This is a genomic window from uncultured Pseudomonas sp. (assembly GCF_913777995.1).
In the GTDB taxonomy this organism is placed as follows: Bacteria; Pseudomonadota; Gammaproteobacteria; order Pseudomonadales; family Pseudomonadaceae; genus Aquipseudomonas.
Window position 1 is genome coordinate 90,401 of the sequence record NZ_CAJYVE010000031.1, and the last position, 24,066, is coordinate 114,466.

Consider the following 24,066-nt stretch of genomic DNA (forward strand, 5'->3'; position numbering starts at 1 on the left):
GACTCAGAGGCTGGCAGTGATCGGCTCTGGCGGCAGCTCCAGCACCGCCAGAAAGCCGCCTTCGGGGTGATTGGCCAGGGTCAGGCTGCCGCCGTGGCGTTCGGCGGCGCGGCGGGCGATGGCCAACCCCAGGCCATGTCCGGCGCTGGCCTGGCCAGGTGCGCGGAAGAAGGGCTCGCCCAGTTGCACGAGATGTTCGCTGGCCGCCCCAGGGCCGTGGTCGCGGACACTGATACGGATGCGCCCGTCACGGCGACTGGCATGCAGCTCCACGGCACGATCGGCCGGGCTGAAGCGCCGCGCGTTACGCAGCAGGTTATCCACCGCCCGCTCGATCATGTCGGGCCAGCCCTCGACGCTCAGCGGCGCCTGCACCTGCAGGTCGATCGGCGGTGGCAGACCATCGAGCAGCGCGTCGTTGCTGACCCGCTGCAGCAGTGCCTGCAGGTCGACCGGTTCGGCCTTGGCCATGTCGGCGTCGAGGCGCGCCAGGGTAAGGATTTCGCTGATCAGCGCCTCCAGGCGGTCGCATTCGCGGTCCAGGCGTGGCCAGAGCTTTTCGCGTTCTTCGGGAGAGGCACGGCCGGCCAGGGCCAGGGCGATGCGCAGGCGCGCCAGCGGTGAGCGCAGTTCATGGGACACGTCACGCAACAGCTGGCGCTGGCTGGCGATCAGGCTTTGCAGGCGCGCGCCCATACGGTTGAAGTCGGTGGCCAGCACGCCGAATTCGTCGCGGCGGTTGGCCAGCTGCGCCAGGCTGTGCTGCTGGTAGCTGGTCTGCCCCAGGTCGTACACGGCACTGCGCAGGCGGCTCAGCGGGCGGGTGATGGACAGGGTGACCAGCAGGCTGAACAGGGTCAGGACCACCAGCGCGATGAGCAGTGCACTGATGGGCCAGACCAGGCTCTGACGGTGCCACTGGTCCAGCTCCGGGTGCGGAATGCGGTAGATCAGCAGGTAGGTCTCACCGCTGTTCGGGCTGGTGTATTCAGTGGTCAGGCGGCGCCAGGGCAACTGCTGCGGGTCGTCCTTCTGGCGGGCTTCGAAGGCGGCGGCACGCGGCGGGAAGGTGCCGGGTATGACCGGCTCGCCGCTGCTGTTGAGCACCTGCACATCGATGCGGTGGCGACGCTTGAGCTTTTCCAGGAAGTCCTGCGCCGCGCCTGGGCCTTCTTCTTCGAAATGCGTGGCCCAGCGCTTGGGCAGCTCGTTGAGTACCGGATGGCGGCTGAGGATCCAGGCATCCTGGTTAAGCATGTGGCCGACCAGGATCGACAGGCCTGCCACCAGGGCGATGGCCAGCCAGAAACTGGCCAGGATTCGCCAGAACAATGAGCGCACGGAGCAACCTCTTTCTAACAGGAAAACCCGACATGCGCGGCATGTCGGGTCGGGATGGAGCGAAGGTTACGCGAGAAGCCTGGGTTATTGCGCCTTTTTGGCCTTTTCGGCTTTCCAGGCCTGGAACTCTGCCCACTCGGCACGGCGCTCGTCACGTTTTTGCTTCTCGACGTCGAAGGCCTTCTGCTGCTCGGGGGTGAGCAAGGCGCGAATGGCGTTATCGGTCTTGTCGCGGCTGGCCTGCAGCTCGGCGTCCATGGCCTTCTGCTCAGGGGCAGGCAGCTTGGCGAGGAAGCGCTGGTTGATCTCGCGGCGCTCGTGAGCCTGTTCACCCATCAGCCGCCCGACTTGCATGCGCTGCTCGCGGGTCAGGTCCAGGTAGGCGAGAGGACCGCGTGGCTTGCCGGGGCCGAAGTCCTGGTGCATGCGTGGGCCGGCGTCAGGGCCGTCGATGGGCGGTACGGGGGGCGCGGCCATGGTCACGGTGGGCAGGGCTGCTGCGAACATCAGGGCGATCAGGGTCTTGCGCATGGTGTCTCTCCTGGTTTCCATTGCGGCTCGTGGCCGTTGGTGGACAGTCTAGGGAGAGCAAGGTCAAGCGCGGTCAGGGGTGGGTAAAGCCTTTGTAAAGGGACGCCGCCGCGAAGCTGGCATTCGCGGCGGCGCCCTGGCTCACGGGCTGTAGTAGTAGCCGCGGCTGCGCAGCGCGACGATACGCGGCCTGCCGTCGGCATGCGGGCCTATTTTCTTGCGCAGGTTGCTGACGTGCATGTCCAGGCTGCGGTCGTAGAGGGTCAGCTTGCGGCCCAGCGCCAGCTGGGCCAGTTCCTGTTTGTCCAGCGGCTCGCCGGGCTGGCGCAGCAGCGCTTCGAGCAGGCGACTTTCGGAGACGGTGAGGGTGGTTTCCTTTTCATCGATACTGACCACGCCGCGCACCGGGCTGAAGCTCAGGTCGCCCAGCTCCAGCTGGCTCGGGGCGCTGACCGGGTGGCTGCGGCGCAGTACGGCGCGCAGGCGGGCGGTGAGTTCGCGGGGGTCGCAAGGTTTGGCCAGGTAGTCGTCGGCGCCCAGCTCCAGGCCAAGAATGCGGTCAAGCGGCTCGCCCCTGGCCGAGAGCATCAGCACCGGCAGTTCGGCATGCTCCGTGCGCAGTTGCTTGAGCAGTTCCAGGCCGCTGCCGTCGGGCAGCATCACATCCAGCACCACGGCTGCCGGGGCGTTCTGCGCCAGCGCATTGCGCGCGCTTTGCCCGTCGTGGCAGGCGCGTACCTGAAACCCTTCCTGCGACAGCCAGCTGCCCAGCAGCTCGCAGAGTTCCTGGTCATCATCAATCAGTAACAGCTCGCTCATGACTCACTCAATTCAGCCAGTGACGACGTTGTTTGCGCCAGCCGCCGGCCAGCATGCCGAGCAGCAGCGCGATCAGGGTAAGGCTGCCGCCGACGGCGAACCACTGCTGGGGTTCGCTCAGCACAGGCGGCGGTATGGCGGCCTGGGCTTCGCGCAGTTGCAGCCGCAAGCGCTGGTTTTCCTGGCGCAGGCGCGCCACCTGGGTGGTTTCCCGCTCGCCGGCGGCCGCTTCGAGCTGCTGGATGCGTTCGGCGTGTTCGCGTTCCCGGCTTTCCAGGCGTTGCCTGAGCTGGGTCAGCTCGGCTTGTACCGGATCAGGCGAAGCCACCGCTTGCGAGGCGGCCCCGGCATCCTGTTGCACCTCTTCGGCCTGGGCCATCGGGCCGCATGCCAGCCATACCGCCAGCCACCATCCTGAACGCATTCGTCATCCCCTGATCGTCAGTTCGCTGCACCAACAGTGTCGGCAGCGAACCCGCAATGATGAGGGAGGCGATGCGCCAGTAGTGACTGGCGCGTGGCTCAGGGCAGGACCTGGCGGAATGGCTTGACCACCACATTGGCATAGACACCGGCGGCCACGAAAGGATCGGCCTTGGCCCAGGTTTCGGCGGCGGCCAGTGAATCGAACTCAGCCACGATCAGGCTGCCGCTGAAGCCGGCCGGACCCGGGTCGTTGCTGTCGATGGCCGGGTGCGGGCCGGCCAGTACCAGGCGGCCGGCATCCTTGAGGGCATTGAGGCGCTCGAGGTGCGCCGGGCGCACGCTCAGGCGCTTTTCCAGGGAGTCCGGGGTGTCGGTCGCGATGATGGCGTAGAGCATGTCAGTCCTTGGTCTTGGTCGTGGAAGAGGCGTCGCTCAGGTAGCGCGCCAGGTAAAGGCCCTGGCCTACCAGGAACAGCAGGGTCATGGCCAGGCTGCCGAAGACCTTGAAGTCGACCCAGAAGTCTTGATAGGTGAAGGCTACATAGAGATTGGCGGCACCGCTGAAGATGAAGAAGACGATCCAGGCGATGTTCAAACGTACCCATACCGGCTGCGGCAGGGTCAGGGCGTGGCCCATGACGCGCTGCACCAGTGGCTTGTCGCCGATGAAATGGCTGCCGAGAAAGGCCAGGGCGAACAGCCAGTTGACCACCGGCGCCTTCCACTTCAGGAAGGTCTCACTGTGGAAGGCCAGGGTCAGGCTGCCGAATACCAGACAGGCACCGAGGGTCAGCCACTGGCTCTTTTCCAGCATGCGCTGCTTCAGGTAGAGGATGCCGTAGACCACCACGGAGCTGATGATCAGCACCGCCGTGGCACTGAAGATGCCCCCCAGCGTCACTTCGTGACCCAGGAGTTCGACGGCGCGAGGTTCGGTTTTATAGACGATGAAGAACAGCAGCAGCGGAATGAAATCGATGAATTGTTTCACAATGGCAGCCAGAAGCGGGATGTGACGGCATAATAACAAACATCAATGACCGCGAAAGCTTTCCCATGATTGTCGACCTGCACTGCCATAGCACCGCTTCGGACGGCGCCCTAGCGCCCTCTGCGGTGGTCGCCAGGGCTCATGAAAACGGCGTGCGCGTCCTGGCCCTGACCGACCACGACACCCTCGAAGGGCTTCCTGAAGCCCGCGCCGCCGCCCAGGCACTGGGCATGCAACTGATCAACGGTGTGGAGTTGTCCTGCACCTGGGGCGGGGCGACCATCCACGTGCTGGGCTATGGCTTCGCCGCCGACGCGCCGGCGCTCAACGAGGCCATCGCCAGGCTGCATGAGGGCCGCTGGCTGCGCGCCGAGGAAATCAGCCGCAAGCTGGAACTAAAGGGCATGCCCGGGGCTCTTCAGGGAGCCAGGGCGGTGCAGCAGGCGTTGGGCGACAGCGGCAACGCTCCGGCCCGGCCGCATTTCGCGGACTTTCTGGTCAACGCCGGGTTCGTCAAGGACCGCAGCGAAGCCTTCCGCAAGTGGCTGGGCGCCGGCAAGCTGGGTGACGTCAAGCAGCACTGGCCGACCCTGGAAGACACCGTGGCCACCTTGCGGGCCTCGGGCGCCTGGGTGAGCCTGGCCCACCCCATGCACTATGATTTCACCCGCAGCAAGCGGCGTCGGCTGGTCGGCGAGTTCATCCAGGCCGGCGGCCATGCCATCGAGGCGGTCAACGGCATGCAGGCTGCCGAGCAGGTGGGCAGCCTGGCCATCCTGGCCCGGGAGTTCGGCCTGCTGGTGAGTGCCGGCAGTGACTTCCACGGCCCGGGCCACTGGTCGGAGATTGGCATTTACCGGCCACTGCCCGAAGACCTGCCATCGCTGTGTGAGCGTTTCAAACAAGAATCCAGCGTCGCTGCTGGCTGATACAGGAAGTTACCGTGAGCCAATTCTTCCAGGTCCACCCGGAGAACCCGCAACCGCGCCTGATCAAACAGGCCGTGGAGATCATCAAGGCCGGCGGGCTGGTGGTGTATCCGACCGACTCGTCCTATGCATTGGGCTGCCAGATCGGTGACAAGGGCGCCATCGAGCGCATTCGCCGTCTGCGCCAGCTGGACGACAAGCACAACTTCACCCTGATGTGCTGCGATCTCTCGCAGCTGGGGCTGTTCGCCAAGGTCGATACCGGAGCCTTCCGTGCGCTCAAGTCGCACACCCCCGGCCCGTATACCTTCATCCTCAATGCCACCCGCGAAGTGCCGCGCCTGGTGCTGCATCCCAAGCGCCGCACCATCGGCCTGCGCGTGCCGGGGCACCCCATTGCCCAGGCGCTGCTGGCCCAGCTGGGCGAGCCGATGATGAGCGTCAGCCTGATCCTGCCCGGCGATACCTTACCGCTCAGTGACCCGGAAGACATGCGCGAGCGCCTCGAGCGCCACGTCGATCTGATCATCGACGGCGGCATCGGGGGCGTTTCGGCCTCTACGGTGATCAACCTGGCCGAAGGCGAAGCGCAGATCGTCCGCGTCGGTTGTGGCGACCCGACGCCGTTCGCCGAGCCTGCCTGATGACCGAACTCGACGGCCCGGCCGGGCTGCAGCAACAACTGGCGCTGGTGTACGGGCAGCCGTTCAACCAGTTGCCGCTGGACCTGTACATTCCGCCCGATGCCCTGGAAGTCTTCCTCGAAGCCTTCGAAGGGCCGCTGGACCTGTTGCTGTACCTGATCCGCAAGCAGAACATCGACATTCTCGACATCCCGGTGGCGGAAATCACCCGGCAGTACATGGGTTACGTCGAGCTGATGAAGAGCGTGCGCCTGGAGCTGGCTGCCGAGTACTTGCTGATGGCGGCCATGCTGGCGGAGATCAAGTCGCGCATGCTGCTGCCACGTTCCGAAGAAGCCGAGGTCGAGGAAGAAGACCCGCGCGCCGAACTGATCCGCCGGCTGCAGGAGTACGAGCGCTTCAAGAACGCCGCCGAAGGTATCGATGAACTGAGCCGGGTCGGTCGGGACGTCGTGGTGCCGCGCCTCGAGGCACCGCAGGCCAAGGCGCGCAAGCTGCTGCCCGATGTCGCCCTGGAAGAGCTGTTGATGTCCATGGCCGAGGTGCTGCGGCGTGCCGACCTGTTCGAAAGCCACCAGATCAGCCGCGAGACACTGTCGACCCGCGAACGCATGAGCGATGTGCTCGAACGCCTTAAGGGCAGTGGCTTCGTGCCGTTCGCCGAGCTGTTCAGCGCCGAGGAGGGCCGCCTGGGTGTGGTGGTGACTTTCATGGCGGTGCTCGAGCTGGTCAAGGAACAACTGGTCGAACTGGTGCAGAACCAACCCTTCGCCGCCATTCACGTGCGTGCCCGAGCCGAATAGAGCCCCTAGTCATGAATCTCAACGAACCCCGTGATCTGGCTCCTCTGCTGGAAGCCTTCCTGCTGGCCTCGGGCAAGCCACAACCGCTGGAGCGCCTTTACGAGCTGTTCGAAGAAGCGGAAAGGCCAGGGCCGACGGTGTTCAAGAAAGCCCTGCAGATTCTCGGCAAGTCTTGCGAAGGGCGGGCCTTCGAACTCAAGGAGGTGGCTTCCGGTTACCGCCTGCAGATCCGCGAGCGTTACGCACCCTGGGTCGGTCGCCTGTGGGAAGAGCGACCGCAGCGCTATTCCCGGGCGATGCTCGAAACCCTGGCGCTGATCGCCTACCGGCAGCCGATCACCCGAGGGGAGATCGAGGACGTGCGCGGGGTGACGGTCAACAGCCAGATCGTCAAGACCCTGCTGGAGCGCGAGTGGATCCGTGTGGTGGGCTACCGCGACGTGCCGGGCAAACCGGCGATGTTCGCCACCACCAAGGCGTTTCTCGACCACTTCAACCTCAAGAGTCTCGAAGAGCTGCCGCCGCTGGCCGACCTGCGGGAGATGGAGCCCGAGCCGCTGCTGGATATCGACGACGCGCCCGTGCCGGCACACCTGCAGGCACTGGCCGATGCAAGCCTGGACTTCGACGAGGAGGCCGGCGAGGCATCGCCTCCGAAGGAGGAAACCAGCTTCCGCAGCCTGCTGCTGGAACTGGATTCCATGGAACACGGCTTGAAGACCGACTTCGATGACTTGCTTGCCGAGGAACCGCAGGACGACCCGCAAGACCAAGACAGTGAAGAGGATCAGGACCGGCCATTGAACGGTCCGCATTGAGCGGGCCGCGTGTCTGCCCTGTGACCGCGAACATGAGGTAGCCAATGAGCAAGAGCCCCTGCATCAGCCTGTGCAAGTTCGACGCTGACATCTGCATCGGCTGCGGGCGCAGCAAGAAGGAAATCAAGGCCTGGAAGAAGCTCGACAAGGAAGAGCGCAAGGAGATCCTGGCCCTGGCGCGTCAGCGCCTGGACACGCTCAAGCGCACCGGCCGGCGGAAAAAGAAGTGACTCGGCGTGCGCCAGCGGGCACAAGCGCGTATCATGCGCGCCCCTCCGGCCCGCTATGGCCGCAGGCTTATTGAATTTCGCCAGGGCGCGGCACACACTGCCCGCCGGGCAACAGGCATTGCCGGTCCTCGGCAAACCCTGAATCGACACACCGGGAGGTGCCCAGATGAGTGAAAAAGAATTGCAAGAACCCCAGGCCGAGAAGCCGGCTGGCGAGAAGCTGCAGAAAGTGCTGGCGCGTATCGGCGTCGGCTCGCGCCGCGACGTCGAGGCCTGGATCGGCGAAGGCCGCATCAAGGTCAATGGCGTGGTCGCCACTCTCGGCCAGCGCGTCGACCTGCACGACGCGATCAGCGTCGACGGTCAACTGGTCAAGCGTGAGGAAGCCCGCGAGACCGTGCGCCGGGTCATCATCTACAACAAACCGGACGGCGAGATCTGCACCCGTGACGATCCTGAGGGCCGTCCGACCGTGTTCGACCGCCTGCCGCGCCCCAAGGAAGGCCGTTGGGTCAACATCGGCCGCCTGGACATCAACACTACAGGCCTGCTGATGTTCACCACCGACGGTGAGTTGGCCAACCGCCTGATGCACCCGTCCTATGAGATGGACCGCGAATACGCGGTGCGTGTGCGTGGCGAGGTGGACGATGACATGCTGCTGCGCCTGAAGAACGGCGTGATCCTCGAAGACGGCCCGGCGCGCTTCACCGACGTGCAGAAGGCGCCGGGCGGCGAAGGCTTCAACCATTGGTACCACTGCGTGGTGATGGAAGGCCGCAACCGTGAAGTGCGTCGCCTCTGGGAGTCCCAGGGCCTGGTGGTCAGCCGCCTGAAGCGCGTGCGCTACGGCCCGGTGTTCCTCAACTCCGACCTGCCGATGGGCCGCTGGCGCGAAATGACCCAGCAGGAAGTCGACATCCTCGCGGCGGAAGTGGGCCTCAAGCCTGTGGCCCTGCCGGCGATGAGCGGCAAGAGCCGTGAGAAGCTGGAGCGCCAGCAGCGCCAGTCTTCGCGTCCACTGGGCAAGGGCGAGCGTGTGCGTCAGCTGCGTCCGGCGGCCGACGCGCCCGCCGCGGGCGAACGTGCCCCGCGCCAGCCCAAGGGCGAAGAGCGCCCGCGGCCGAACCTGCGCAACGATGCCAAGGGCGGTGATTCGCGCTCCGGCGGTCGCGGCCGTGGTACCCCGGTCGCCGAGCGCCCCAGCGAAGTGCGTCAGCGCCCAGGCAAGCGCCCTGGCCCGGGTCGCAAGCCGTAACTGAGTTCTCCTGCCTCCTGCAAACGCCGGTTTCGACCGGCGTTTGTATTTTCGTACCCGCAACAGACATCAGGTAGCTTCAATGACTGCAAGCGACTCCGGCTTCAAGCGCCGGTTGAAGAACCGCCATATCCAGCTCATCGCCCTGGGTGGTGCGGTGGGCACCGGCCTGTTCCTGGGCTCGGCCGGTGTGCTCAAGAGTGCCGGGCCCTCGATGATCCTGGGCTATGCCATCTGCGGCTTCATCGCCTTCCTGATCATGCGCCAACTCGGCGAGATGATCGTCGAAGAGCCGGTGGCCGGCTCGTTCAGTCATTTCGCGCACAACTACTGGGGTGGCTTCGCCGGATTCTTGTCGGGCTGGAACTGCTGGCTGCTGTACATTCTGGTGGGCATGTCGGAACTCTCCGCCGTGGGCAAGTACGTGCATTACTGGTGGCCGGAGATTCCGACCTGGGTCACCGCAGCGGCGTTCTTCCTGCTGATCAACGCCATCAACCTGACCAATGTGAAGGTTTTCGGTGAAACCGAGTTCTGGTTCGCGATCATCAAGGTCGCGGCGATCGTTGGCATGATCGGCCTGGGCTGCTACCTGCTGCTCAGCGGTCAGGGTGGCCCGGATGCCTCGGTGAGCAACCTGTGGGCGCATGGTGGCTTTTTCCCGCACGGCGTCAGCGGCCTGGTCATGGCCTTGGCGTTCATCATGTTTTCCTTTGGTGGCTTGGAAATGCTCGGCTTCACCGCCGCCGAGGCCGAACAGCCGAAAACGGTCATCCCCAAGGCGATCAACCAGGTCATCTACCGCATCCTGATCTTCTACATCGGTGCGTTGCTGGTGCTGTTGTCGCTGACGCCCTGGGACAGTCTGCTCGGTACGTTGAACGCCTCTGGCGATGCCTACAGCGGCAGTCCTTTCGTGCAGGTGTTCTCCCTGCTGGGCAGCGATGCCGCCGCTCATCTGCTCAACTTCGTGGTGCTGACCGCGGCGCTGTCGGTGTACAACAGCGGCACCTACTGCAACAGCCGCATGCTGGTGGGCATGGCTGAGCAGGGCGATGCGCCGCGCGGCCTGGCCAGGGTCGACGGGCGCGGCGTGCCGGTGCCGGCGATTCTCGCCTCGGCGGCGGTCACCGTGATTGCCGTGCTGCTCAACTACCTGATGCCCGGCGAGGCGCTGGAGCTGTTGATGTCGCTGGTGGTGGCGACACTGGTGATCAACTGGGCGATGATCAGCTACTCGCACCTGAAGTTTCGCCAGCATCTGCAGCGCAGTGGCCAGGTTCCGGCCTTCAAGGCGCTGTGGTATCCCTGGGGCAACTACCTGTGCCTGGCCTTCGTGGGGCTGATCCTGGGCATCATGTTGTTGATCCCCGGTATTCGCATCTCGGTGTTCGCGATACCGGTGTGGCTGGCGGTGATGGCTGTGTTCTACTGGCTCAAGCCGCGCCGGGCCAAGCTCGCCTGAGCTGGGCGCGTGGCTGAACACTTCGACGGGAGGCGCTGATGCTGGTCATTTCCAACACGGTCCAGCTGCCGGACAGCGAGATCGAATGGTCGGCCATTCGCGCCCAGGGCGCGGGTGGGCAGAACGTCAACAAGGTCTCCAGTGCCATTCACCTGCGTTTCGACATCCAGGCGTCTTCGCTTCCGGCGTTCTACAAGGAACGCCTGCTGGCCTGGCGTGACAGCCGCATTACCGCCGAGGGGGTGATCGTCATCAAGGCCCAGCAGTATCGTACCCAGGAGCAGAATCGCGCCGATGCGCTGCTGCGCCTGGTGGAGCTGATCCAGGCCGCGACCAGGGTGGAGAAGAAGCGCCGGCCGACCAAGCCAACCCTCGGTTCACAGAAACGCCGCCTGGAAGCCAAGAGCCAGCGCGGTTCGATCAAGGCCGGGCGCGGCAAGATCGATTACTGACTACGGGCCAGTCGGCTGCGGCGATACAGGGTGACGCTGAGTGCCAGGCCGGCCAGTGAGGCCAGGGCGGCGAACAGGAAGATCGACACGAAGCCGAAGCCGGCGGCAATGGCACCGGCCAATGGGCCGGTCAGGCCCAGCGACAGATCGATGAACAGCGAATAGGCGCCCACTGCGGCGCCACGACTGGACGCCGGCACCAGATTCACCGCCTCGACTCCCAGCGCCGGGAACACCAGCGAGAAACCAAAGCCGGTGAGTGCTGCTCCGAGCAGCGCCAGCTCCGGCGTATTGGCCATCCACAGCGCCAGCAGGCCGAGGGTTTCCACGCTCAGGCAGGCGATCGCCACGCGAAAGCCGCCCAGGCGATTGATGAGGTTGCCGAACAGCAGCCGCGCAATGATGAAGCAGGCGCCGAACAGGGTCAGGCACAGCGCGGCGTTGGGCCACTGCTTGCTGGCGTAATAGAGGGTGATGAAGGTGGCGATGGTGCCGAAGCCGATGGAGCCCAGCGCCAGGCCCATGCCGTGCGGGAATACCCGGCCCAGCACATGGATGAACGGCATGCGCTCGCCGTGCACGATCGGCACCGGGGCTTTTTTCCAGGCCAGCAACTGGCTGAGCAGCCCCAGCAGGATCAGGCTTGTGCCCATGCTGGCCAGGCCGAAAGTCTTGACCATCCAGACCCCCAATGGGGCGCCGATGGCCATCGAGCCGTAGCTGGCGATCCCGTTCCAGGAGATCACTTTGGCGGTATGTTGCGCGCCGACCCGACCAATGCCCCAGCCGATGGCGCCGGACCCTACCAGGCTTTCGGCACTGCCGAGGATCAGCCGGCCGACGAACAGGCAAGCCACGCTGAGCAGCGGCCATTGCTGCAGCCACACCGCCACCAGCATGAACACACCGCTGACGGCACAGCCGAGCAGGCCGAACTGCACGGCCTTCTTGCAGCCCAGGTTGTCGATCACTCGCCCGGCCCAGGGCCGGCTGAGCAGGGTGGCCAGGTACTGCACGCTGATCACCAGGCCGGCGGTGATCGTGCCCAAGCCCAGCTCGTTGTGCACATAGCCCGGTAATACGGCGATGGGGATGCCGATGTACAGGTAGCCGATGAAGGTGAACATCACGATGGACACGACCTGCAGGGTTACCTGCAGTTGGGTCGGTTGTGGAGCGGATTCAGGTGTGGTCATCAGGCGTCGCAGGTAGTGAAGGCGGTCGAAAGCGTCGAGAGCCTGGAAACTTAGCCTGCTCACGATCACCGCCCATCATACCGTCAATGCATTGATGTACGACAAGTGTGGGAGAGGATGGCTAACCGATAGCCGCTCGCAGGCGAATTCGCCCAGGCGTAGCGCTGATCAGTTGTTGGCGGGGGACAGCAGACGGGTGGTCACCAGGGCGGCCAGGGCATTTTCCCGGGTGCCGAAGCGGCTGAGCAGGGCGCTCTGCTTTTCCGGGCTCAGGCGGCTCCAGATCTGGATCATTTGTTCGGCGGTGCCGATCAGGGTGTCGGCTTGCTCCGGGGTGAATTCACTCATGAGGGACTTCTTCAGAACGGGGTAGATCGGTCATGACAGGCGCATGGAAAACGGAGGGTCCGTTTTCGATACGCCTGTGGTCAGCCTTCAGTCTTCGCCGAGGGTCTGCTGGCTGTCGTCAGCCGGGGTGCTCTGGTGTTCGGCGGCGACGCCGAGCTCTTGTTGCGCCAGGGCCGACTGGGCGGTTTCCTGGTTGCTTGTGAAGGGAAAGTTCGGGATTTCATGCATAGTCATTGCTCCTCGCAAGGGGTTTGCAGATAGAACCGTGCTTAACAAAGCTGCGACAGGATAACGCAGTGAAGATGACAATCAGACTTTTTTATTTGCCCTGAAAGAAACAAACGCCGTTTCCGGCTGTCTGGCCGGGCCGCTCATTGATGGCCTGGCGCCTGCTCGGCGGCCCCTTCGGTGCGCGCCGCAAGAATGAAGTCGTTGGCATGCAAGCCGCCGATGGCATGCGTCCACCAGGTCACGGTGACCCGCCCCCATTCGGTCAGCAGGGCAGGGTGATGATTTTCGCCCTCGGCCAGGGCCCCTATGGTGTTGGTGAAGGCCAGGGCGCTGGCGAAATCCTTGAAGGCGTAGGTCTTTTCCAGCTGCTTGATGCCATCGCGGGTGTGCAATTGCCAGCCGGGCAGCTGCGGCATCAGCACGACCAGGTCTTCATCGGTAACGGGGCTGGCCTGGCCGTGACAGGGCTGGCAGGGGCGTTGGTCCAGGGTGGTCATGAGCAGACTCCGAGTGGCAGGCTGAACCGACAGGATAGCCTGCCCGGCGCGGCGCTTTGCAGGCATGGACGAAAAAACGCCTCGCCGGGCGTGCCGGGAGGCGTTTTCTTGTTGTTATGAGGGTCAGCTGTTGCCGCAGCCGTTGGCCATGATCTGGTAGCTCATGACGTGCCGCTGGCCGTGGGAGTCTTCGTAGGTCATGCGCACTGGCACCACCTTGCAGACGTTGGGGGTGGGGCTGATCGAGATCACCCGGGCGATATCCGGGTGCGAGCCGTAGGTGTAGGTTTCGACTGCAGGGATGGCGGAGTCTGTCTGGCTGGCCGTTCGGGCAGCGGGTTCGTCAGCCATGACCAGTGTGCTGAAACCGCAGAGTGCCAGAACCCAGAGTGAGCGTTTCATTTTCGGACCTTCTTCAAGTGCCAAATTCAGTGTGCAAGGGGGCGCATCGACCGTTTTCAGGTCGATGGGCGAGCCTTTTTGCGTGGGGGGATGTCGCTTGGTTGCCGATTGGCGAGGCCCATTCTAGGGAGCTGACGGCGGGGGATATACGAGTCATGCTGATAAGCGTCTTTGGCAAAACTGCAACAATGCGCCGGGTGGGCGCCGGGCTGCGGCCGGCGCAGGACAGGCACCGAACGGTAAGACCATCGTCGAATGGCCCCTCATCCGGTAGCGGGATACAACAACGGCATACAACAACAACTATTCACCGAGGTAACCAAGATGAGTGCAGCTTCCCTGTATCCCGTCCGCCCGGAAGTCGCGGCCAATACGCTGACCGATGAGGCGACCTACAAGGCCATGTACCAGCAGTCGGTGGTCAACCCCGATGGCTTCTGGCGTGAGCAGGCCAAGCGCCTCGATTGGATCAAGCCCTTTACCCACGTCAAGCAGACCTCTTTCGACGATCATCGCGTCGACATCAAGTGGTTCGCCGACGGCACCCTCAACGTCGCCTACAACTGCCTCGACCGTCACCTGGAAGAGCGCGGCGACAGCATCGCGATCATCTGGGAAGGCGACGACCCGTCCGAACACCGCGAGATCACCTACCGCGAGCTGCATGCCGAAGTCTGCAAGTTCGCCAACGCCCTGCGTGGCCAGGACGTGCACCGCGGCGACGTGGTGACCATCTACATGCCGATGATTCCCGAGGCCGTGGTGGCCATGCTGGCCTGCGCGCGCATCGGTGCCATCCACTCGGTGGTGTTCGGTGGCTTCTCTCCCGAGGCACTGGCCGGTCGCATCATCGACTGCCGCTCCAAGGTGGTGATCACCGCTGACGAAGGTCTGCGGGGTGGCAAGAAGACGCCGCTGAAGGCCAACGTCGACCGCGCCCTGACCAACCCCGAGACCAGCAGCGTGCAGAAAGTCATCGTGTGCAAGCGCACCGGTGGCGAGATCGAGTGGAACCGTCACCGTGACATCTGGTACCACGCCCTGCTGGAAGTGGCGTCGAGCACCTGTGCGCCGAAGGAAATGGGCGCCGAAGAGTCGCTGTTCATCCTCTACACCTCCGGTTCCACCGGCAAGCCCAAGGGCGTGCTGCACACCACGGCGGGCTACCTGCTGTATGCCGCGCTGACCCACGAGCGCGTATTCGACTACCGCCCCGGCGAGGTCTACTGGTGCACCGCCGACGTGGGCTGGGTCACCGGCCACAGCTACATCGTCTACGGTCCGCTGGCCAACGGTGCGACCACCCTGCTGTTCGAGGGTGTACCGAACTACCCGGATATCACCCGCGTGTCGAAGATCATCGACAAGCACAAGGTCAACATTCTCTACACCGCGCCTACCGCCATTCGCGCGATGATGGCCGAGGGCACCAAGTCGGTGGAAGGCGCCGACGGCTCCAGCCTGCGCCTGCTGGGCTCGGTGGGCGAGCCGATCAACCCCGAGGCCTGGGGCTGGTACTACGATACCGTGGGCAAGCAGCAGTGCCCGATCGTCGACACCTGGTGGCAGACCGAGACCGGCGGCATCCTGATCAGCCCGCTGCCCGGCGCCACGGCGCTCAAGCCAGGCTCGGCGACCCGGCCGTTCTTCGGTGTGATCCCCGCGCTGGTCGACAACCTGGGCAACCTGATCGAAGGGCCGGCCGAAGGCAATCTGGTGATTCTCGACTCCTGGCCAGGCCAGTCGCGTTCGCTGTACGGCGACCACGACCGTTTCGTCGACACCTACTTCAAGACCTTCCGCGGCATGTACTTCACCGGCGACGGTGCGCGCCGCGACGAAGATGGCTACTACTGGATCACCGGTCGCGTGGACGACGTGCTCAACGTTTCCGGCCACCGCATGGGCACCGCCGAGATCGAGAGCGCCATGGTCGCCCACCCGAAAGTCGCCGAAGCGGCGGTGGTCGGCGTGCCGCACGACCTCAAGGGACAGGGCATCTACGTGTACGTGACCCTCAACTCTGGCGAGGTGCCCGACGAAGCGCTGCGCCTGGAGCTGCGCAACTGGGTGCGCAAGGAGATCGGTCCTATTGCCTCGCCAGACGTCATCCAGTGGGCGCCGGGGCTGCCGAAGACCCGTTCCGGCAAGATCATGCGACGTATCCTGCGCAAGATTGCCACCGGCGAGTACGACGCGCTGGGTGATATCTCCACCCTGGCCGACCCGGGCGTGGTACAGCACCTGATCGACACCCACAAGACCATGAGCGCGGCCTGATCGCCGATGCCCACGACGCCCCATCCGGCCTGGCCGGGTGGGGCGTTTTCGTCTGGCAAGCAGGATATTTATCCGTTTGTTACCAGGCGGGCAGCAGGGCCATCATCCGGTCTCGCCGCCCGTCTGGGCGCGCACCGCCATGCAGGCTGGACGCTGTCGGGCTTGCCGTGCAGCGGGGCTTTGCGAATAATGTGCGGCTTTGCTGCGCGGATTTCTGTTTCAAATGATTTGCGCAAAGCAGCTCGCTTCAGATTTGTCAATGTGGCTTTCATGCAAAGCTAGAGCTTCTGTAACTAGTTGTCGCATTGAAGAAATATCGACTTTCGCCCTGCCGTTAAAATGCCCGCCCATTCGCAATGTCCCATGCAGTTGCTCGACATTGCGCATCGCACATCCGCTACCGCTTGGCGCATTGGGCTCTATGCTCAATCTGTCGCCCACATGATCTACCGATGGAGTTCCAGGAATGAAGAAGCTAGTGCTTTTTGGCGCTTTGGCGTTGTCGATGATCGTCCAGCCGGTATTCGCCGATGAGAAACCCCTGAAGATCGGCATCGAAGCGGCCTATCCTCCGTTCGCCTCCAAAGCCGCCGACGGCAGCATCGTGGGCTTCGACTACGACATCGGTAATGCCCTGTGCGAAGAGATGAAGGTCAAATGCACCTGGGTCGAGCAGGAGTTCGATGGCCTGATCCCGGCGCTGAAGGTCCGCAAGATCGACGCCATTCTGTCGTCCATGTCCATCACCGACGACCGCAAGAAGTCCGTGGACTTCACTGGCAAGTACTACAACTCCCCGGCACGCCTGGTGCTCAAGGAAGGCGTAGCGGTCAGCGACAGCCTGGCGGAAATCTCCGGCAAGCGCATCGGCGTGCAGCGTGGCTCGATCCACGAGCGCTTCGCCCGTGAAGTGCTGGCACCCAAGGGCGCAGTGGTCACGCCCTACAGCTCGCAGAACGAAATCTACCTGGACATCACCGCCGGCCGCCTGGACGGCACCGTCGCCGACGCCACCCTGCTGCAGGACGGCTTCCTGAAGACCGACGCCGGCAAGGGCTACGCATTCACCGGCCCGGCCTTCACCGACCCGAAATACTTCGGCGAAGGGATCGGCATTGCCGTGCGCAAGGGCGACAAGGAAAACCTCGAGCGCCTGAACGCCGCCATCGCGGCCATTCGCGCCAACGGCAAGTACAAGGCCATCCAGGACAAGTACTTCGACTTCGATATCTACGGTAAGTGATACCGGCGGCAAGCAAAGCCGTAATGGCTGCTGTCGAAATGGCGCAACACGGGAAAATCCCGGTTTGCGCCATTTTTTATCTGCCTGTTTGAGGACCACTGAACATGTTGAATGGCTACGGGGCCGTGATCCTCGAAGGCACCTGGCTGACGCTGCAGCTGGCATTGTCGTCGATGGCCCTGGCAATCGTCCTGGGCCTGCTTGGCGTGGCAATTCGCCTGTCGCCCCTGCGCTGGCTGGCCTGGCTGGGCGACCTGTACAGCACCGTGGTGCGCGGAATTCCCGACCTGGTGCTGATCCTGCTGATCTTCTATGGCGGCCAGGACCTGATCAACCGCATCGCGCCGCTGCTGGGCTTCGATGACTACATCGACCTCGACCCGATGGCGTCGGGCATCTTCACCCTCGGCTTCATCTTCGGCGCTTACCTGTCGGAAACCTTCCGCGGCGCGTTCATGGGGATTCCCAAGGGCCAGGCCGAGGCCGGCATGGCCTACGGCATGAGCCGTTTCCAGGTGTTCTGGCGCATCCAGGTGCCGCAGATGATCCGCCTGGCGATTCCCGGCTTCACCAACAACTGGCTGGTGCTGACCAAGGCCACCGCGCTGATCTCCGTGGTCGGCCTGCAGGACATGATGTTCAAGGCCAAGCAGGCGGCGGACGCGACCCGTGAACCGTTCACCTTCTACCTGGCGGTGGCGGCACTGTACCTGCTGATTACCAGCGTCTCGCTGCTGGCGCTGCGCTGGCTGGAAAAACGCTACACCGTGGGTGTGAGGGCGGCCGAGCTATGATTTTCGATTACAACGTGGTCTGGGACAGCCTGCCGCTGTACTTCAGCGGCCTGCTGACCACCCTCAAGCTGCTGGGCATTGCGCTGTTCTTCGGCCTGCTGGCGGCTCTGCCGCTGGGTATCATGCGCGTCTCCAGGAACCGCTGGGTCAACCTGCCAGCCTGGCTGTACACCTACGTGATTCGCGGCACGCCGATGCTGGTGCAGCTGTTCCTGATCTACTACGGCCTGGCGCAGTTCGCCGTAGTGCGCGAGAGCTTCCTGTGGCCCTGGTTGTCCAGCGCGACGTTTTGCGCCTGCCTGGCGTTCGCCATCAATACCAGCGCCTACACCGCCGAAATCATCGCCGGCAGCCTCAAGGCCACCCCGGCGGGGGAGATCGAGGCGGCGCGGGCCATGGGCATGTCGCCAGTGACCTTGTACCGGCGCATCCTGCTACCCTCGGCGTTGCGTCGTGCGCTGCCGCAATACAGCAATGAAGTGATCATGATGCTGCAGACCACCAGCCTGGCCTCCATCGTCACCCTGATCGACATCACCGGCGCGGCGCGTACCGTCAATGCCCAGTACTACCTGCCTTTCGAGGCCTATATCACCGCAGGCGTCTTCTATCTGTGCCTGACTTTCATTCTCGTGCGGCTGTTCAGGTTGGCTGAACGCCGCTGGTTGGGGTATCTGGCCCCGAGGAAGGTCTGACATGCAACGTATCGATCATTCATTGCCCTGGAGCAGCCTGGGCACTTCGCGCCAGCTTTCGGTCTTCCGTTTCGGTGCCGGCGAGCGCAAGGCCTACATCCAGGCCAGCCTGCACGCCGATGAACTGCCGGGCATGCGCACCGCCTGGGAACTCAAGCAGCGCCTGGCGCAACTGGAGGCCCAGGGCGCGCTCAAGGGCACCGTCGAGCTGGTGCCGGTGGCCAACCCGCTGGGCCTGGGCCAACTGCTGCAAGGCGCGCACCAGGGGCGCTTCGAATTCGCCAGTGGGCGCAACTTCAACCGGGACTTCTTCGAGCTGAGCGAGCCGGTGGCGGCGCAGGTCGAGGGGCGCCTGGGCGACGACCCACGGGCCAATGTGCAGTTGATTCGCCAGGCCATGCGCGACGCGCTGGCCGCGCTGCCGGCCGCGCAAAGCGAGCTGGAAGGCTTGCAGCGCCTGCTGATCACCCATGCCTGCGATGCCGACGTGGTGCTTGACCTGCACTGTGACGCCGAAGCGGCGCTGCACATGTACGCCCTGCCGCAGCATTGGCCGCAGTGGCGCTCGCTGGCCGCCCACATGGGCATGAAGGTCGCGCTGCTGGCCGAGGACTCCGGCGGCAGTTCATTCGACGAAGCCTGCTCGCTGCCGTGGCTGCGCCTGTCGCGGATCTTCCCACAGGCGCAGATTCCGCTGGCCTGCCTGGCCACTACCTTGGAACTGGGTGGCCAGGCCGACACCCGCCGCGAGCAGGTGCAGGCGCACGCCGACGGTATCCTGGCGTTCCTTGCCGAGCAGGGCTTCATCGAAGGCGCCTGGCCACAGGCTGCCGGCGAGGCGTGCGAGGGCATGCCGTTCGAGGGTACCGAGCTGTTCTATGCACCGCATCCGGGCGTGGTGAGCTTCCTGCGTCAGCCGGGGGTATGGGTCGAGGAGGGCGAGCCGCTGTTCGAGGTCATCGACCCGTTGTCCGACCAGGCCAGCACCGTCTGTTCGACCACCGCTGGCGTGCTGTTCGCCGTCGAGCGGCTTCGCTACGCACAACCCGGTTTCTGGCTGGCCAAGGTGGCGGGGCGCACGGCGCGACGCCAGGGGCGCCTGCTCAGTGACTGACCGCTCTTTTCGGGAAAACCAGATGAACAAACTGCAAGTCCAGGATCTGCACAAGCGCTACGGCACCCACGAGGTGCTCAAGGGTGTGTCCCTGACCGCCCGGGCCGGTGATGTCATCAGCATCATCGGCTCCAGCGGCTCGGGCAAGAGCACCTTCCTGCGCTGCATCAACCTGCTCGAACAGCCGCACGCCGGCAAGATCCTGCTCAACGACGAAGAGCTGCGCCTGGTGCCGGGCAAGGACGGCGCCCTGCGCGCCGCTGACCCCAAGCAGTTGCAGCGCATGCGCTCGCGGCTGTCGATGGTGTTCCAGCACTTCAACCTGTGGGGGCACATGACCGCCCTGGAGAACGTCATCGAGGCGCCGATCCAGGTGTTGGGGGTGTCGCGCAAGGAGGCGATCGAGCGCGCTGAGCACTATCTGGCGCGGGTGGGCGTAGCGCATCGCAAGGACGCCTACCCGGGGCACATGTCCGGTGGCGAGCAGCAACGCGTGGCCATCGCCCGTGCCCTGGCCATGGAGCCGGAGGTGATGCTGTTCGACGAGCCGACCTCGGCGCTGGACCCGGAGCTGGTCGGTGACGTGCTCAAGGTCATGCAGAGCCTGGCCCAGGAAGGCCGCACCATGGTGGTGGTCACCCATGAGATGGGCTTTGCCCGCGAGGTGTCCAACCAGTTGGTGTTCCTGCACCAGGGGCTGGTTCAGGAGCAGGGCGACCCCCGCGAGGTGCTGGCCAACCCCAGTTCCGAGCGCCTGCGCCAGTTCCTGTCGGGCAGTCTCAAGTAGTACCGCCCTGTGAAGGTGCTTTTTGCCGTTGAACAAGGCATGCTGCGTCAGGCCCGCGGGGCCGGCAGCGTCAGCGGGTGTGCCGCCAGCCAAGGTGGCTGTGGGTGCGGGTCTTATCAGTACTGGATGTCCGAATGACTGCCCATCGAATAGGTTTTCTCGTCTGGCCCGGCACCAGGGCCCTTACGCTGGCACTGGCCGAGGAAGCCTTGAGCGTGGCCCAGAGGGTCCACCCCGAAGTGCGCTACGAAGCCGTGTTCCTGCAGGCCGAGGCGGCCGGCGCGGTGGCCGAGGAGGGCTGGCGCCTGCCGGGCGAGCCCTGGTCGCCTGCCGCGCTCGAGGGGCTGGGCAAGCTGTTTCTGCTGGCCGACGAGCCACCGGCGCCGGTTTCTGCCAGCCTGGGCAGCGCGCTCAAGTTCCTGGTGCGTAGCGGCTGCATGATTGGCGGCCTGTCGGCCGGCGTCTACCCGCTGGCGCAGCTGGGCCTGCTCGACGGCTACCGCGTGGCGGTGCACTGGCGCTGGCAGGATGATTTCAGCGAGCGCTTCCCCAAGGCCATCGCCACCAGCCACCTGTTCGACTGGGATCGCGACCGCCTTACTGCCTGTGGCGGCCTGTCGGTACTCGACCTGCTGCTAGCGGTGCTGTCCCGCGACCACGGCGCGGAACTGGCCGGCGCGGTGTCCGAAGAGCTGGTGGTCGAGCGCATTCGCGAAGGCGGCGAGCGCCAGCGCATTCCGTTGCAGAATCGCCTGGGGTCCAGCCACCCGAAGCTGACCCAGGCCGTGCTGCTGATGGAGGCGAACATCGAAGAACCGCTGACCACCGACGAGATCGCCCAGCATGTCTGCGTATCGCGCCGCCAGCTGGAGCGCATCTTCAAGCAGTACCTGAACCGCGTGCCCAGCCAGTATTACCTGGAGCTGCGCCTGAACAAGGCGCGGCAGATGCTGATGCAGACCAGCAAGTCGATCATCCAGATCGGCCTGTCGTGCGGCTTCTCGTCCGGCCCGCATTTTTCCAGCGCGTATCGCAACTTCTTTGGCGCCACCCCGCGCGAAGACCGCAACCAGCGACGCAGCAACAGCCCGTTCGAACTGTCCTCGGTACCTGCTGAGCGCGGTTGAGCGCAGCGGCAAGCCATAAGCCGCAGGTTGCAGGCAGAGATTGGCGCTCGTCGCCAGACTTCTTGCAGCTTGCAGCGCAAGCCCTGGCTGTTTTCAATTACCGGTTTGTGAAGCAATATGTCGCCTCTCTGAAAAACGGCCTGCGCTACTGCTCCTGAGCTGTAACAACTTGTCGCCTGCCAGCAAGGCCGGACAAAATGCAGTCCTTACAATTCTTTTCGATGCGCTTGCCAGTTCCAGGCAGGTGCTTCTCTCCAGGAGATTCTGATGTCCGTTGAGCATGCTGCGGTGCAACGCGCCGATTTCGACCAGGTCATGGTTCCCAACTATGCGCCGGCCGGGTTCATTCCCGTGCGTGGCGCCGGTTCGCGCGTATGGGACCAGGCGGGCCGTGAACTGGTGGATTTCGCCGGCGGCATTGCGGTGAATGCCCTGGGCCACTGCCATCCGGCACTGGTTGGCGCGCTGACCGCCCAGGCCAACAACCTGTGGCATGTGTCCAACGTGTTCACCAACGAACCGGCGCTGCGCCTGGCGCACAAGCTGGTCGACGCCACCTTCGCCGAGCGGGTGTTCTTCTGCAACTCCGGCGCCGAGGCCAACGAAGCGGCCTTCAAGCTGGCCCGCCGTGTCGCCCATGACCTGTACGGGCCGGAGAAGTACGAGATCATCGCTGCGCTGAACAGCTTCCATGGCCGTACCCTGTTCACCGTCAGCGTGGGTGGCCAGCCCAAGTATTCCGACGGCTTCGGGCCGAAGATCACCGGTATCAGCCATGTGCCGTACAACGACCTGGCTGCGCTGGAAGCGGCGATCAGCGACAAGACCTGCGCCGTGGTGCTGGAGCCGATCCAGGGCGAGGGCGGGGTGCTGCCCGGTGACCTGGCCTACCTGCAGGGCGCCCGCGCGCTGTGCGACCGCCACAACGCGCTGCTGGTCTTCGACGAAGTGCAGAGCGGCATGGGCCGTACCGGCAAGCTGTTCGCCTACCAGCACTATGGCGTGACGCCCGACATCCTTTCCAGCGCCAAGAGCATTGGCGGTGGCTTCCCGCTGGCGGCGATGCTGACCACCGAGAAGCTGGCCAAGCACCTTGCGGTCGGCGTTCACGGCACCACCTACGGCGGCAACCCGCTGGCCTGTGCGGTGGGCGAGGCGGTAATCGACATCGTCAATACCCCGCAGGTGCTCGAAGGCGTGGCCGCCAAACACCAGCTGTTCCGCACCCGCCTGGAGCGTATCGGTGAGCAGTACGGCGTATTCAGCCAGGTGCGCGGCCTGGGTCTGCTGATCGGTGCGGTACTGAGCGATGCCTGGAAAGGCCGTGCCAAGGACATCTTCGCTGCCGCCGAGGCCGAGGACCTGATGATTCTGCAGGCCGGCCCGGACGTGGTGCGTTTCGCGCCGAGCCTGGTGATTCTTGATGCGGACATCGAGGAAGGCCTGGACCGCTTCGAGCGTGCCATCGCCAAACTGACTGCCTGATCCAGACCGCCGCGACCTGCCAGCTTCTGGCCGGTCGCGGTGCCCGTTTCCACTGCATGCCGGCTGTCGGCGTGCAGCCCTGACCGCGACACACGCTAAGGAGTGACGCCATGCTGGTGATGCGCCCTGCGCAAATGGCCGACCTGGCCGAGGTCCAGCGCCTCGCCGCCGACAGCCCGATCGGTGTCACCTCCCTGCCTGACGATGCAGGCCGCCTGGGTGACAAGATCGCCGCATCGGAGTCGTCCTTCGCCGCCGAAGTCAGCTTCAACGGTGAAGAAACCTATTTCTTCGTGCTGGAAGACAGCGAGACCGGGCGCCTGGTCGGTTGCTCCGGCATCGTGGCTTCGGCCGGGTATTCCGAGCCGTTCTACAGCTTTCGCAACGAGACCTTCGTCCACGCCTCCCGTGAACTGAAGATCCACAACAAGACCCACGTCCTGTCGCTGTGCCACGACCTGACGGGCAACAGCCTGCTGACCAGTTTCTATGTGATTCCCGAACTGGTCGGCACCGCCTGGTCGGAACTCAACTCCCGCGGGCGCCTGCTGTTCATCGCCAACCACCCGGAGCGCTTCGCCGATTCGCTGGTTACCGAGATCGTCGGCTACAGCGACGAGCATGGCGACTCGCCGTTCTGGGACTCCATCGGCCGACACTTCTTCAATCTGAACTACGCCGACGCCGAACGCCTTTGCGGCCTGAAGAGCCGAACCTTCCTGGCCGAGCTGATGCCGCATTACCCCATTTACGTGCCGTTGCTGTCCGACGACGCGCAAGAGGCCATGGGGCAGGTGCACCCGCGTGCGCAGATCACCTTCGACATCCTCATGCGCGAAGGCTTCGAAACCGATCACTACATAGACATTTTCGACGGTGGACCGACCCTGCATGCGCGGGTCTCGGGCATTCGTTCCATTGCCCAGAGCCGCCTGGTGCCGGTGAAGATCCAGGCGGGTGAGGACGTACCGCGTGGCGGGCGCCTGTATCTGGTGGCCAATGACTTGCTGCAGGATTACCGTGCCGTGCTGCTGGAGCTGGACTGGGCGCCGGGTCGTCCGGTCACTCTCACCCAGGCAGCAGCGCTGGCCCTGGGGGTCGGGGAAGGCGCCAGTGTGCGCATCGTTTCGGTCTGACGGCCCAGGTCGCCAGGTTAGCCG

General features: G+C 64.5%; 28 protein-coding genes. 17 read left to right on the top strand and 11 right to left on the bottom strand.

Going from position 1 to position 24,066, the window contains the following annotated elements; genetic code table 11:
* Positions 1-3 precede the first annotated feature (3 nt).
* The 6 genes from QZ497_RS13785 to QZ497_RS13810 form a co-directional block, all read right to left on the bottom strand.
* Positions 4-1,341: a HAMP domain-containing sensor histidine kinase gene (locus tag QZ497_RS13785; protein ID WP_295475840.1), complete on the bottom strand. Its 1,338-nt coding sequence runs from the start codon at positions 1,339-1,341 to the stop codon at positions 4-6.
* 84 nt (positions 1,342-1,425) lie between these two features.
* Complete coding sequence (locus QZ497_RS13790) at positions 1,426-1,872, bottom strand: Spy/CpxP family protein refolding chaperone (RefSeq protein WP_295475843.1); 447 nt, start codon at positions 1,870-1,872, stop codon at positions 1,426-1,428.
* 141 nt (positions 1,873-2,013) lie between these two features.
* On the bottom strand, positions 2,014-2,691 hold the full coding sequence (locus tag QZ497_RS13795; protein ID WP_295475846.1) for a response regulator transcription factor: 678 nt from the start codon (positions 2,689-2,691) through the stop codon (positions 2,014-2,016).
* 7 nt (positions 2,692-2,698) lie between these two features.
* Positions 2,699-3,115: a hypothetical protein gene (locus QZ497_RS13800; RefSeq protein WP_295475849.1), complete on the bottom strand. Its 417-nt coding sequence runs from the start codon at positions 3,113-3,115 to the stop codon at positions 2,699-2,701.
* A 98-nt stretch (positions 3,116-3,213) separates the two neighbouring features.
* A complete protein-coding gene (locus QZ497_RS13805) occupies positions 3,214-3,513 on the bottom strand; it encodes a YciI family protein (RefSeq protein WP_295475851.1) in 300 nt (99 codons plus the stop codon).
* 1 nt (position 3,514) lies between these two features.
* Positions 3,515-4,108, bottom strand: a complete 594-nt coding sequence (locus tag QZ497_RS13810) for a septation protein A (RefSeq protein WP_295475854.1) — start codon at positions 4,106-4,108, stop codon at positions 3,515-3,517.
* A 65-nt stretch (positions 4,109-4,173) separates the two neighbouring features.
* Between QZ497_RS13810 and QZ497_RS13815 the strand changes: the two genes are divergently transcribed.
* The 8 genes from QZ497_RS13815 (at position 4,174) to arfB (ending at position 10,707) form a co-directional block, all read left to right on the top strand.
* The gene (locus tag QZ497_RS13815) at positions 4,174-5,037 is read left to right on the top strand and encodes a PHP domain-containing protein (RefSeq protein ID WP_295475856.1); all 864 of its coding nucleotides are present in this window, start codon (positions 4,174-4,176) and stop codon (positions 5,035-5,037) included.
* A 14-nt stretch (positions 5,038-5,051) separates the two neighbouring features.
* Positions 5,052-5,681, top strand: a complete 630-nt coding sequence (locus QZ497_RS13820; protein ID WP_295475859.1) for an L-threonylcarbamoyladenylate synthase — start codon at positions 5,052-5,054, stop codon at positions 5,679-5,681.
* 104 nt (positions 5,682-5,785) lie between these two features.
* Positions 5,786-6,484: a ScpA family protein gene (locus QZ497_RS13825; protein WP_295476118.1), complete on the top strand. Its 699-nt coding sequence runs from the start codon at positions 5,786-5,788 to the stop codon at positions 6,482-6,484.
* Between the two features lie 11 nt (positions 6,485-6,495).
* A complete protein-coding gene (scpB, locus tag QZ497_RS13830) occupies positions 6,496-7,302 on the top strand; it encodes an SMC-Scp complex subunit ScpB (RefSeq protein ID WP_295475862.1) in 807 nt (268 codons plus the stop codon).
* A gap of 44 nt (positions 7,303-7,346) precedes the next feature.
* On the top strand, positions 7,347-7,532 hold the full coding sequence (locus QZ497_RS13835; protein WP_295475865.1) for a DUF1289 domain-containing protein: 186 nt from the start codon (positions 7,347-7,349) through the stop codon (positions 7,530-7,532).
* Positions 7,533-7,698: 166 nt separating this feature from the next.
* A complete protein-coding gene (gene rluB / locus QZ497_RS13840; protein ID WP_295475868.1) occupies positions 7,699-8,790 on the top strand; it encodes a 23S rRNA pseudouridine(2605) synthase RluB in 1,092 nt (363 codons plus the stop codon).
* An 82-nt stretch (positions 8,791-8,872) separates the two neighbouring features.
* The gene (locus QZ497_RS13845; RefSeq protein WP_295475871.1) at positions 8,873-10,255 is read left to right on the top strand and encodes an amino acid permease; all 1,383 of its coding nucleotides are present in this window, start codon (positions 8,873-8,875) and stop codon (positions 10,253-10,255) included.
* A 38-nt stretch (positions 10,256-10,293) separates the two neighbouring features.
* Positions 10,294-10,707: an alternative ribosome rescue aminoacyl-tRNA hydrolase ArfB gene (arfB, locus tag QZ497_RS13850; protein ID WP_295475873.1), complete on the top strand. Its 414-nt coding sequence runs from the start codon at positions 10,294-10,296 to the stop codon at positions 10,705-10,707.
* Here the strand turns inward: arfB and QZ497_RS13855 are convergent.
* The 5 genes from QZ497_RS13855 to QZ497_RS13875 form a co-directional block, all read right to left on the bottom strand.
* On the bottom strand, positions 10,701-11,906 hold the full coding sequence (locus QZ497_RS13855; protein ID WP_295476120.1) for an MFS transporter: 1,206 nt from the start codon (positions 11,904-11,906) through the stop codon (positions 10,701-10,703). The two genes, arfB and QZ497_RS13855, sit on opposite strands and share 7 nt — an antisense overlap.
* Before the next feature lie 165 nt (positions 11,907-12,071).
* Positions 12,072-12,251 carry a hypothetical protein gene (locus QZ497_RS13860; protein WP_295475877.1) on the bottom strand — a complete coding sequence of 60 codons (180 nt, stop codon included), beginning with the start codon at positions 12,249-12,251 and terminating at the stop codon, positions 12,072-12,074.
* Positions 12,252-12,338: 87 nt separating this feature from the next.
* Positions 12,339-12,479, bottom strand: coding sequence for a hypothetical protein (locus QZ497_RS13865; protein ID WP_295475878.1), 141 nt, complete (start codon positions 12,477-12,479; stop codon positions 12,339-12,341).
* Between the two features lie 143 nt (positions 12,480-12,622).
* Positions 12,623-12,979 carry a 4a-hydroxytetrahydrobiopterin dehydratase gene (locus QZ497_RS13870; protein ID WP_295475881.1) on the bottom strand — a complete coding sequence of 119 codons (357 nt, stop codon included), beginning with the start codon at positions 12,977-12,979 and terminating at the stop codon, positions 12,623-12,625.
* 123 nt (positions 12,980-13,102) lie between these two features.
* The gene (locus QZ497_RS13875; protein WP_295475884.1) at positions 13,103-13,381 is read right to left on the bottom strand and encodes a DUF2790 domain-containing protein; all 279 of its coding nucleotides are present in this window, start codon (positions 13,379-13,381) and stop codon (positions 13,103-13,105) included.
* Between the two features lie 324 nt (positions 13,382-13,705).
* Here QZ497_RS13875 and acs point away from each other — a divergent pair, with 324 nt between their 5' ends.
* From acs to aruF, 9 genes are all read left to right on the top strand, one after another.
* Positions 13,706-15,661, top strand: coding sequence for an acetate--CoA ligase (gene acs / locus QZ497_RS13880; RefSeq protein ID WP_295475887.1), 1,956 nt, complete (start codon positions 13,706-13,708; stop codon positions 15,659-15,661).
* A gap of 466 nt (positions 15,662-16,127) precedes the next feature.
* Positions 16,128-16,904 (top strand): ABC transporter substrate-binding protein, encoded by a 777-nt coding sequence (locus tag QZ497_RS13885; protein WP_295475890.1) that lies wholly within the window; start codon positions 16,128-16,130, stop codon positions 16,902-16,904.
* Positions 16,905-17,008: 104 nt separating this feature from the next.
* On the top strand, positions 17,009-17,698 hold the full coding sequence (locus tag QZ497_RS13890) for an ABC transporter permease (RefSeq protein WP_295475893.1): 690 nt from the start codon (positions 17,009-17,011) through the stop codon (positions 17,696-17,698).
* Positions 17,695-18,393, top strand: a complete 699-nt coding sequence (locus tag QZ497_RS13895; protein WP_295475894.1) for an ABC transporter permease — start codon at positions 17,695-17,697, stop codon at positions 18,391-18,393. Before QZ497_RS13890 ends, QZ497_RS13895 begins: the two co-directional genes overlap by 4 nt.
* A 1-nt stretch (position 18,394) precedes the next feature.
* Positions 18,395-19,507, top strand: coding sequence for a succinylglutamate desuccinylase/aspartoacylase family protein (locus tag QZ497_RS13900; protein WP_295475896.1), 1,113 nt, complete (start codon positions 18,395-18,397; stop codon positions 19,505-19,507).
* Positions 19,508-19,529: 22 nt separating this feature from the next.
* The gene (locus tag QZ497_RS13905) at positions 19,530-20,294 is read left to right on the top strand and encodes an ATP-binding cassette domain-containing protein (RefSeq protein ID WP_295475898.1); all 765 of its coding nucleotides are present in this window, start codon (positions 19,530-19,532) and stop codon (positions 20,292-20,294) included.
* A gap of 134 nt (positions 20,295-20,428) precedes the next feature.
* Positions 20,429-21,421, top strand: coding sequence for a transcriptional regulator ArgR (gene argR, locus QZ497_RS13910; protein ID WP_295475900.1), 993 nt, complete (start codon positions 20,429-20,431; stop codon positions 21,419-21,421).
* 267 nt (positions 21,422-21,688) lie between these two features.
* Entirely contained in the window at positions 21,689-22,906 is a 1,218-nt protein-coding gene (locus QZ497_RS13915; protein WP_295475902.1) for an aspartate aminotransferase family protein, read from the top strand.
* A 110-nt stretch (positions 22,907-23,016) separates the two neighbouring features.
* On the top strand, positions 23,017-24,042 hold the full coding sequence (aruF, locus tag QZ497_RS13920; RefSeq protein ID WP_295475904.1) for an arginine/ornithine succinyltransferase subunit alpha: 1,026 nt from the start codon (positions 23,017-23,019) through the stop codon (positions 24,040-24,042).
* The last annotated feature ends 24 nt before the right edge of the window (positions 24,043-24,066 follow it).